This is a genomic window from Methylotenera sp. (assembly GCF_036401095.1).
Taxonomy (GTDB): domain Bacteria; phylum Pseudomonadota; class Gammaproteobacteria; order Burkholderiales; family Methylophilaceae; genus Methylotenera.
Window position 1 is genome coordinate 130626 of sequence record NZ_DASWWA010000012.1, and the last position, 8620, is coordinate 139245.

Genomic DNA, 8620 nt, shown 5'->3' on the forward strand with positions numbered 1-8620 from the left:
TAACCTTGCTGCGATACAGCAAAATCGAAACCGTATTATGTTGATAGCGGGCAGACAACCTAAACAAAAGTAGATATGGCTAACACTTAATTAGCCAAGCAGAGCACACTCAACTGCACCTGCCGATAAGCATGTGCAGTTGAGATCATGTTGAGGATTGCTGTAAAAACGCTCAGATCACAGAAAACTGAAGCTGCTCAATAGGAACAGGTTTACCAAACAAATAGCCCTGATAAAGTCTGCATCCATAATCTTTCAAAATCTCCAATTCAAGCTCTGTTTCTACGCCTTCTGCAATCACATTGATACGGAAGTTATTCGCCAAGTCGATAATGGTCTTCACCATGATGGCGTCGTTAGGATCATAGGCCAAATCTCGTACAAAACTCTGGTCAATCTTCACCTGGTCAAGCGGTAGCTTTTTAAGATAAGAAAGTGAAGAATAACCTGTACCAAAGTCATCTAGCGACAACCTAACCCCCAGTGCTTTTAGAGCATGCATTTTGGCAATTACCTCATCAACCTCTTCCAAAATTACGCTCTCAGTCAACTCTAACTTCAAGCGTGACGCGTCAATCTTATGCAAATCAATAGCCTGATGAACAGATTGCACAAAATCCAGAGCCCTAAACTGATGCGCACTCACATTCACTGCAATCATTAAATGTTTTTTCTCAGCATTTTTAGCCCACTCGGCTAACTGCATGCAAGCAGTATTAATTACCCAATGCCCCACATCTAGAATTAACGAACTCTCCTCTGCAATCGGGATAAAATCTACCGGAGACACAATGCCGCGTACTGGGTGTATCCAACGGATTAAAGCTTCAGCCCCAACCAGTCGCTGATTATCATCAACCTGTACTTGGTAATAAAGTGCCAGTTGATGTTTCTCAATTGCATACCTAAGCTCACTTTCCAAACTGGCACGTACACTGAGTTTCTCCTGCATGGCAGGGTCAAAGAAGCGCAGCGTATTTCTACCCGCTTTTTTCGCTTGATACATAGAAATGTCGGCCTGCTTCAGCAAGTCTTCAATCTCATGTTTGTCACCATTAAATAAAGTGATGCCAATACTAGAAGTGCTTTGATATTGATGCGTTCCAAACAGGCAAGGCTCATGTAAGGTCGATAGTATTTTATTGCCAATCTGTTCAGCAATCGCCGCAGCCTCAGTCGCGTTACGGTCTAGATCCTCAAGCACAACAACAAACTCATCACCGCCAAAACGCGCCACCGTATCACCTGCTCGCACGCAATGGCTCAAACGCTCTGCTTGCAGCTTCAACAATAAATCGCCAGTACTATGCCCCAAGGTGTCGTTGAGCACTTTAAAGTGGTCCAAATCGACAAATAACAATGCCCCTTTTTTGCCAGTACGGCTACTGGATGAAAATGCCTGACGCACGCGATCCAGCAACAGCAAACGGTTAGGCAAGTTAGTGAGCGGGTCATAAAACGCCAAATGCTCAATCTGCTCCGATGAAGCCTTACTCTCGCTAATATCTGTAAATACAGAAACGTAGTTAGTGACTTTACCGCCGTTATCTTTCACTTCAGAGATAGTGATACGCTCCGGATAGATTTCACCACTTTTGCGTCTATTCCATATCTCCCCGCACCATGTACCAGTGGTGTTTACCCTGTCCCACAGCGCCTGATAAAACAGACGGTCATGGCGGCCGGAGCTTAATATATTAGGATTTTTACCTACGACATCCTCTGCAGAATAGCCTGTGATTGCAGTAAACGCAGGATTAACTTGGAGAATTGCACAATCTGCATCTGTGATTAAAATGCCATCTGATGATTCAAACGCAGTAGCAGCAATACGCAAAGATATTTCTGCATTTTTAAGGTCGGTGATATCTGTAGAAATCCCACATAGGCCCCCAATATTACGGTCCACAGCACTCTCATAAATAGGTGTTTTAATTTGTAGAAAAGTACGTTTTTCATCATCATCCGAAATTGCTTCTATCTCTTCGCGAGCATCCTCACCAGCTTCTAGCACTCTTTTTTCAACCTCTTTAATCCTAGCAAGTGTTTTTGCGGAAAAATATTTGCTCTCATCTATCTGCACCAAATCATTAGCAGAACACTTAAAAAAGTCTAAGGTCATGCGATTCGCATAAACATATTTACCGCTGGTATCCTTAATGTATACAAAAGCTGGGATATGATCTAATGCCTCACTCAAACGATGGCTTTGATTTAAGGCAGAAGTGAGCTCAGCGGTTCTTTGCTCCACACGGGTTTCTAGCTCAGCATGTGAACGTGCCAACTCTTGATTAAGTACTTTTAAGTTCTGCGCAGAAGGCGCCCTAAGTGCTAAAGGCATAATGCACCAAAGTGCAATAGCCGTAGCAAAAGAGATAGCTCCGGTAAAAGCTTTGGCATAAGCACTCGCCCAGTATGAAGGCTGCCATATATTTACAATGTCAAATATGTGCGTGACACCGCAAGCAACAATAAACATCCCAAACACCACCATTAACCATCGGTATGGAATATCGGGGCGCTTTCTTGCAAAGTACCATAATGCAAAAGGAATTGAAAAGTAAGATAGTGCAATCACTGCATCTGAAACCACCATAGTCCATAGCAAGGACGGGTTCCATGTGAGGCAATACCCATGCGGGAGCAATGACTGCCCCCCTAATGTCTGACCTAACCACTCCATATTACCCTCTCGATTACCAGTTCATTACTAAGAATGCACATCCATTGAGAAATCTACAACTATGATAAGCAGCCACAAACTATCGTGGTATCAGTCACTTAAGTTCAAGATTACAACATCTAAAAATAACTTTTGTTTTAGTCTATATCCCCATATAGATAATCGTAAAGCAATAAATTAGATTTCGACCTATCTTAAAGGTAAAAAATTATTAATTACTCAGTGCAAATATAGAGTATTTAATTATATTTTCGATCAATATCGCCATGATAAAAATAAAAAGGGCTGATTCTGCATATACAGAAATCAGCCCTTTTTAGCTAATGCCTAAATGACAAGCTAGTTAATTTAGCAATTGTAAGGCATACAAAAAATACTCAGAACATTACAGCAATAACCTACGCACATCACTTAGCATCATACGCATGTGACTAGTAAAGCGTGCGCCATCAGCACCGTCAATCACGCGATGGTCATATGACAATGACATCGGTAAAATTAAGCGTGGCTCAAAACCATTGGTATCTTTGTTATATACAGGCTGCATAGATGAACGTGAAACACCTAAAATCGCCACCTCAGGACAGTTGATGATTGGAGTAAACATCGTACCGCCAATACCACCAAGGCTTGAGATAGTGAAGCAACCACCCTGCATTTCTTCAACTTTAAGCTTACGCTCACGTGCTTTTGCAGATAAGTCCATTAAATCACGGGCAATATCCAGCACGTCTTTTTGATGCACATCACGCACCACTGGCACCACTAAACCGTCAGGTGTGTCACAGGCAAAACCAATATTGAAGTAGTTTTTCAATATCAGGTTATCACCATCAGGTGAAAGTGAAGCATTAAAGTTAGGATAAGCTTTTAATGCATTGACTGAGGCTTTAATTAAAAACGCCAACATCGTCAGTTTCACGCCACGTTTTTCAGCATCTGCTTGCATAGACTTACGGAAATCTTCCAGATCCGTAATATCTGCCTCGTCAAACTGCGTTACATGTGGTGCAGTGACCCAGTTGCGGTGTAGGTTTGCGCCAGATAGTTTCTTAATGCGTGATAAAGATTTAGTCTCAATCGCACCAAACTTGCTAAAGTCAATGACTGGCATTGGCAATGTAGCTAAACCGTTAACACCAGCGGCCATGTTTTCAGTACGTGGTTTTGCCAGTTCACCTTTCACATAGGCTTGTACATCGCTTTGCAAAATGCGATTTTTAGCGCCGGTTCCTGTCACCAATGCCAAGTTGACGCCTAATTCACGCGCAAACTTACGGATTGATGGGCTCGCATGTGAAAGCTTGCCTGATGCGACAACAATGCTCTCAGCCACTGGTACTGGCTGCTGCGCTGGCTGTACTGGTTTTGGTGGCTCCGGCGCCGGTCTAGTCGGCTCAGGAATCACCGCTTTCGGCGCCTCAACAACTGCAGGCGCTGCAACTGGTTTAGCCTCAGCAACAGGCGCGGCATCACTTACGTCCATTGTGATTAACAATGTACCTTGAGCAGCCTTATCACCAACCTTGATTTTTACTTCTTTCACAACACCAGCAAACGGCGCAGGAATATCCATAGAGGCTTTATCAGACTCCACCGTAATCAGCGAGTCATCCTTAGCAATCACATCGCCAGCTTTAATTAATACTTCAATTACATCCACACTATCGAAATTACCGATATCCGGGACAAAAATATCTTGAACTGCCATCTATGTGTATCCTTAAACTGTCGTTGGGTTTGGCTTATTCGCATCCAAACTGTATTTTTTAACGGCTTCAGCCACTTTAGCAACTGGCAATTTACCCTCATCGCTTAATGCTTTTAGCGCGGCAACAACCACATAGTAGCGATTAACTTCAAAGAAATCACGTAATGCTTCACGGCTATCAGAACGGCCAAAACCATCCGTACCAAGTGCTACAAATTTGTTTGGTACAAAACGTTGAATCTGCTCAGCAAAGCTCTTCATGTAGTCAGTAGAGGCAATCACAGGGCCTTGCGCATCTTTTAAGCTAGCAGCAACATAGCTCACTTTTTGCGTTTTTTCTGGGTTCAACATATTCCAGCGGTCACACTCCAAACCTTCACGACGCAGTTCAGTAAAACTAGGTACGCTCCACACATCAGCAGATATGCCCCAATCTTTTTCCAGTAATTCAGCAGCTGCAATTACTTCACGCAGAATCACACCGCTACCCATCAACTGCACTTTTTCACCCTTAGCTTTTGATTTACTAAAGCTATACATGCCCTTAAGGATACCTTCAGCGCTGCCTTCAGGCATTGCTGGGTGGCTGTAGTTCTCATTCATCAAGGTGATGTAGTAATAAACATCTTCTTGATTTTGCACCATACGACGCAAGCCTTCTTGAATGATCACTGCCAACTCATAAGAGAAGGTCGGGTCGTAAGAAATACAATTTGGAATAGTCGCAGACATCAAGTGACTATGACCATCTTCATGCTGTAAACCTTCACCGTTCAATGTAGTACGGCCAGCTGTCGCACCTAACAAGAAACCACGCGCACGAGAGTCACCTGCCATCCAAGCCAAGTCACCAACACGTTGGAAACCAAACATAGAGTAGTAAATGTAGAACGGGATCATTTGTACGCCAGTAACAGAGTATGACGTTGCCGCAGCTAGCCAGCTAGAGAAAGAACCAGCTTCGTTAATACCCTCTTCTAGAATCTGACCGTCTTTTGATTCTTTGTAGTACATCACTTGGTCTGAGTCTTGTGGCTCATACAACTGACCTTGGCTCGCATAGATACCTAACTGGCGGAACATCCCTTCCATACCAAAAGTACGCGCTTCATCCGGCACGATAGGTACTACATATTTACCAATCTGCTTATCACGCACTAAGGTAGATAAGATACGTACAAATGCCATGGTGGTTGAAATTTCACGATCACCAGTAGCTGTCAGCATATTTTCAAATGCAGACAATGCAGGAACGGTAAGTTCATTACCTTTACGACGACGTTGTGGTACAAATCCTCCCATTGCTTCACGGCGTGATGCCATGTATTTCATTTCAGGTGAGTCTTCAGCAGGTTTATAGAAACTCAAGCTCTCAACTTGCTCATCTGTAATTGGCAAGTCAAAGCGATCACGAAATTTCTTAAGTGACTCAATATCCATGCTTTTTTGTTGGTGCGTCGTGTTTTGACCTTCACCAGCATCGCCCATGCCGTAACCTTTAACAGTTTTAGCTAAAATTACAGTAGGTTGACCTTTGTGGTTTACTGCAGAGTTGTAAGCAGCAAATACTTTATGTGGGTCATGGCCACCACGGTTTAAGCGCCAAATGTCTTGGTCACTCATCGCAGCAACCATTTCTTTCAGTTCAGGATATTTACCAAAGAAGTGCTCACGTGTGTATGCGCCACCTTTTTGTTTAAAGTTTTGGTACTCACCGTCCACGCACTCTTCCATGCGTTTTTTCAGCAAGCCGTCTTTATCCATCGCCAATAAAGGATCCCAGTAAGAACCCCAAACCACTTTCAATACGTTCCAGCCAGAGCCACGGAAATCTGACTCTAACTCTTGGATGATTTTGCCGTTACCGCGCACAGGGCCATCTAGGCGCTGTAAGTTACAGTTAATCACAAAGATCAGGTTATCTAGCTTCTCACGGCTAGCTAATGAAATAGCACCTAATGATTCAGGCTCATCCATCTCGCCATCACCACAGAACACCCATACTTTACGGTCGCTAGTATCAGCAATACCACGGTCATGGATATACTTAAGGAAACGTGCTTGATAAATACCAGCTAAAGGGCCTAAACCCATAGAAACCGTAGGAAACTGCCAAAAATCTGGCATTAACCAAGGATGTGGGTAGCTTGGTAAACCATTGCCGCCAGTTTCTTGACGGAAGTTATCCATTTGCTCTTCGGTAATACGGCCTTCTAAGAAAGCACGCGCATATACACCAGGTGATGAGTGGCCTTGGAAGTAAACGCAATCGCCGCCAAAATTTTCATTCGGCGCACGGAAGAAATAGTTAAAGCCGGTGTCATAAAGTGTCGCAGCAGATTGGAAGCTAGCAATATGACCACCTACGCCCGGTGACTTCTCGTTCGCACGCAACACAGTCATCACTGCATTCCAGCGTACTAAAGCACGCACTCTGCGCTCCATTTCTGGGTCACCAGGTAATTTAGCCTGTAAATGAGTAGGAATCGTATTTAAGTACGCTGTAGTCGCTTTGTAAGGTAAGTTACTACCTGAACGGCGTGCTTTATCAATCATCGCCTCAAGTAAGAAATGCGCACGCTCTGTGCCCTCATTTTCAATAACGGCCATTAAAGCATCAAGCCACTCTTGAGTTTCTTGACTATCAATATCTGGATTATTCAAAGGTGTGTTCAATGACATTCAGTTGTAGCTCCGTGAGCCGTAGTTGCCTACTTACTTAACCGTATTGCACCTACGCTCGCAGGTGTAATCATCAATCGACTAATAAAGCAAAAACAAATACAGCGTGTCTGAAATACCGCGCATTCAAAATGCGTTGTAATTTAATTTTTTATAAAACAGTAGTGTGGCTTTTTTAGTGGTTTTGGTCAAGTTTAGTCGTGCTTTTTAAGCATTTTGCACATGTATCTTATACATAATCACAACATTTAGTATAAGAGTTAAGAGTTAATTAATATTCATTAAAATACTCAAAAATGACGCTATCATCAGCCAAAATCATAAAATAAAGGGGAAATGGCATTTTAAATAACATTAGCAAGAAACAATAGAACAGATCAATTCCCGACAGATTATGCACTAGATTAAAATGTGAGCCAACCAAAACAAAAAAATTAAAAAAAGCGTGTTAAACAGACCTAAACAAACTTGTACTAAAGCGCACCCGAACAAATAATCGAGCATAAATCTCATATTGATGACCAATCAGGACTCACTAAAAACGCAATCTTATCAAGTTAACAAACAGACAACTTATAACTCAGCATCAAGGCTCGCTTATGTTAACCACCATTAACGACAAGATATTTATCAGTGCGAACAATAGAAAGCACATCATAAAATGTGCGTAAAACCCGCAATAAGCGTATATTAATGTAGATGCGATGATTCGTTTTTTATATGTTATTACTGGAGGTGCATGTATGCTTATCAATGAATCTAGGCATTACGCACGCATTCATTTCGATGCCACAGTTGAACTCAACATCCGCTTATTAGAGAATATTCAAACTGCACATTTGCTTGATATATCACTAAAAGGTGCTTTAGTTGAAACCGACAAGCCCATTACGGCCTTTATACAGCTACGTATTTGCCTGATGACACTAACTCTTGGCAATGGTGAAAAAATTACAATGCAAGGCAAAGTTGTGCACCATGAAGGCAGCCTGATCGGCCTAGAGTCTTTACAGATGGATGTAGACAGCATCACAAGCTTACGAAAGCTGATCCTATTTAATACTGGCAATGAAGCTCTGTTAGTTACTGAACTCAGTCACATGTTAAATAGCATAAAAATTAAAATGTAATACTCGCGACACTGCATAATAAACATCGAAGCCAATAGAAGTGGTCCCAGCATCAAGCCTCTCTTCGCCAATCATGACTTGATCTAAGTGTGTATTTAGTGCCACCCCCCTACTCCGCGTAGAAGCGCCCCTTTAGCACGAATCATCCTGCAATGCAGTGTAATAGTTACCATGAGATAGAAGCTACAGAGTAAATAAGGATGGAAACCAGGACGTATCGGTAAAGCGCAACGCTAGCGCTAAAGATGGCTGGCATACGCTGCATACCGACGTAAAAAACCCCACTACTTTCGTAATGGGGTTTTTGGTATAAATAGCTTGGCAGTGACCTACTTTCGCATGCAAGGAGCATACTATCATTGGCGCTGGTTCGTTTCACGGCCCTGTTCGAGATGGGAAGGGGTGGTTCCAAAC

The 8620-nt window shown here is 42.7% G+C and carries 4 protein-coding genes and 1 rRNA gene; 1 reads left to right on the forward strand and 4 read right to left on the reverse strand.

Annotation, left to right across the window (positions count from 1 at the left end):
• Positions 1-172: 172 nt before the first annotated feature.
• The 3 genes from VGD82_RS08505 to aceE all read right to left on the reverse strand — a co-directional run bounded on the left by VGD82_RS08505 (position 173) and on the right by aceE (position 7076).
• Positions 173-2683: a sensor domain-containing protein gene (locus VGD82_RS08505; protein ID WP_331019984.1), complete on the reverse strand. Its 2511-nt coding sequence runs from the start codon at positions 2681-2683 to the stop codon at positions 173-175.
• Positions 2684-3068: 385 nt separating this feature from the next.
• Positions 3069-4394 (reverse strand): dihydrolipoyllysine-residue acetyltransferase, encoded by a 1326-nt coding sequence (gene aceF / locus VGD82_RS08510; protein ID WP_331019985.1) that lies wholly within the window; start codon positions 4392-4394, stop codon positions 3069-3071.
• Between the two features lie 12 nt (positions 4395-4406).
• Complete coding sequence (aceE, locus tag VGD82_RS08515) at positions 4407-7076, reverse strand: pyruvate dehydrogenase (acetyl-transferring), homodimeric type (RefSeq protein ID WP_331019986.1); 2670 nt, start codon at positions 7074-7076, stop codon at positions 4407-4409.
• Between the two features lie 743 nt (positions 7077-7819).
• Here aceE and VGD82_RS08520 point away from each other — a divergent pair.
• Positions 7820-8206 (forward strand): PilZ domain-containing protein, encoded by a 387-nt coding sequence (locus VGD82_RS08520; RefSeq protein WP_331019987.1) that lies wholly within the window; start codon positions 7820-7822, stop codon positions 8204-8206.
• Between the two features lie 316 nt (positions 8207-8522).
• Here VGD82_RS08520 and rrf read toward each other — a convergent pair.
• Positions 8523-8620: ribosomal RNA gene (gene rrf / locus VGD82_RS08525) — 5S ribosomal RNA — on the reverse strand; the annotation flags it as partial.

What these genes read in the sequence shown, in the direction of transcription:
- VGD82_RS08505 (WP_331019984.1), bottom strand. Translation starts at nt 2,683, where the DNA reads ATGGAGTGGTTAGGTCAGACATTAGGGGGGCAGTCATTGCTCCCGCAT.
- aceF (WP_331019985.1), bottom strand. Translation starts at nt 4,394, where the DNA reads ATGGCAGTTCAAGATATTTTTGTCCCGGATATCGGTAATTTCGATAGT.
- aceE (WP_331019986.1), bottom strand. Translation starts at nt 7,076, where the DNA reads ATGTCATTGAACACACCTTTGAATAATCCAGATATTGATAGTCAAGAA.
- VGD82_RS08520 (WP_331019987.1), top strand. Translation starts at nt 7,820, where the DNA reads ATGCTTATCAATGAATCTAGGCATTACGCACGCATTCATTTCGATGCC.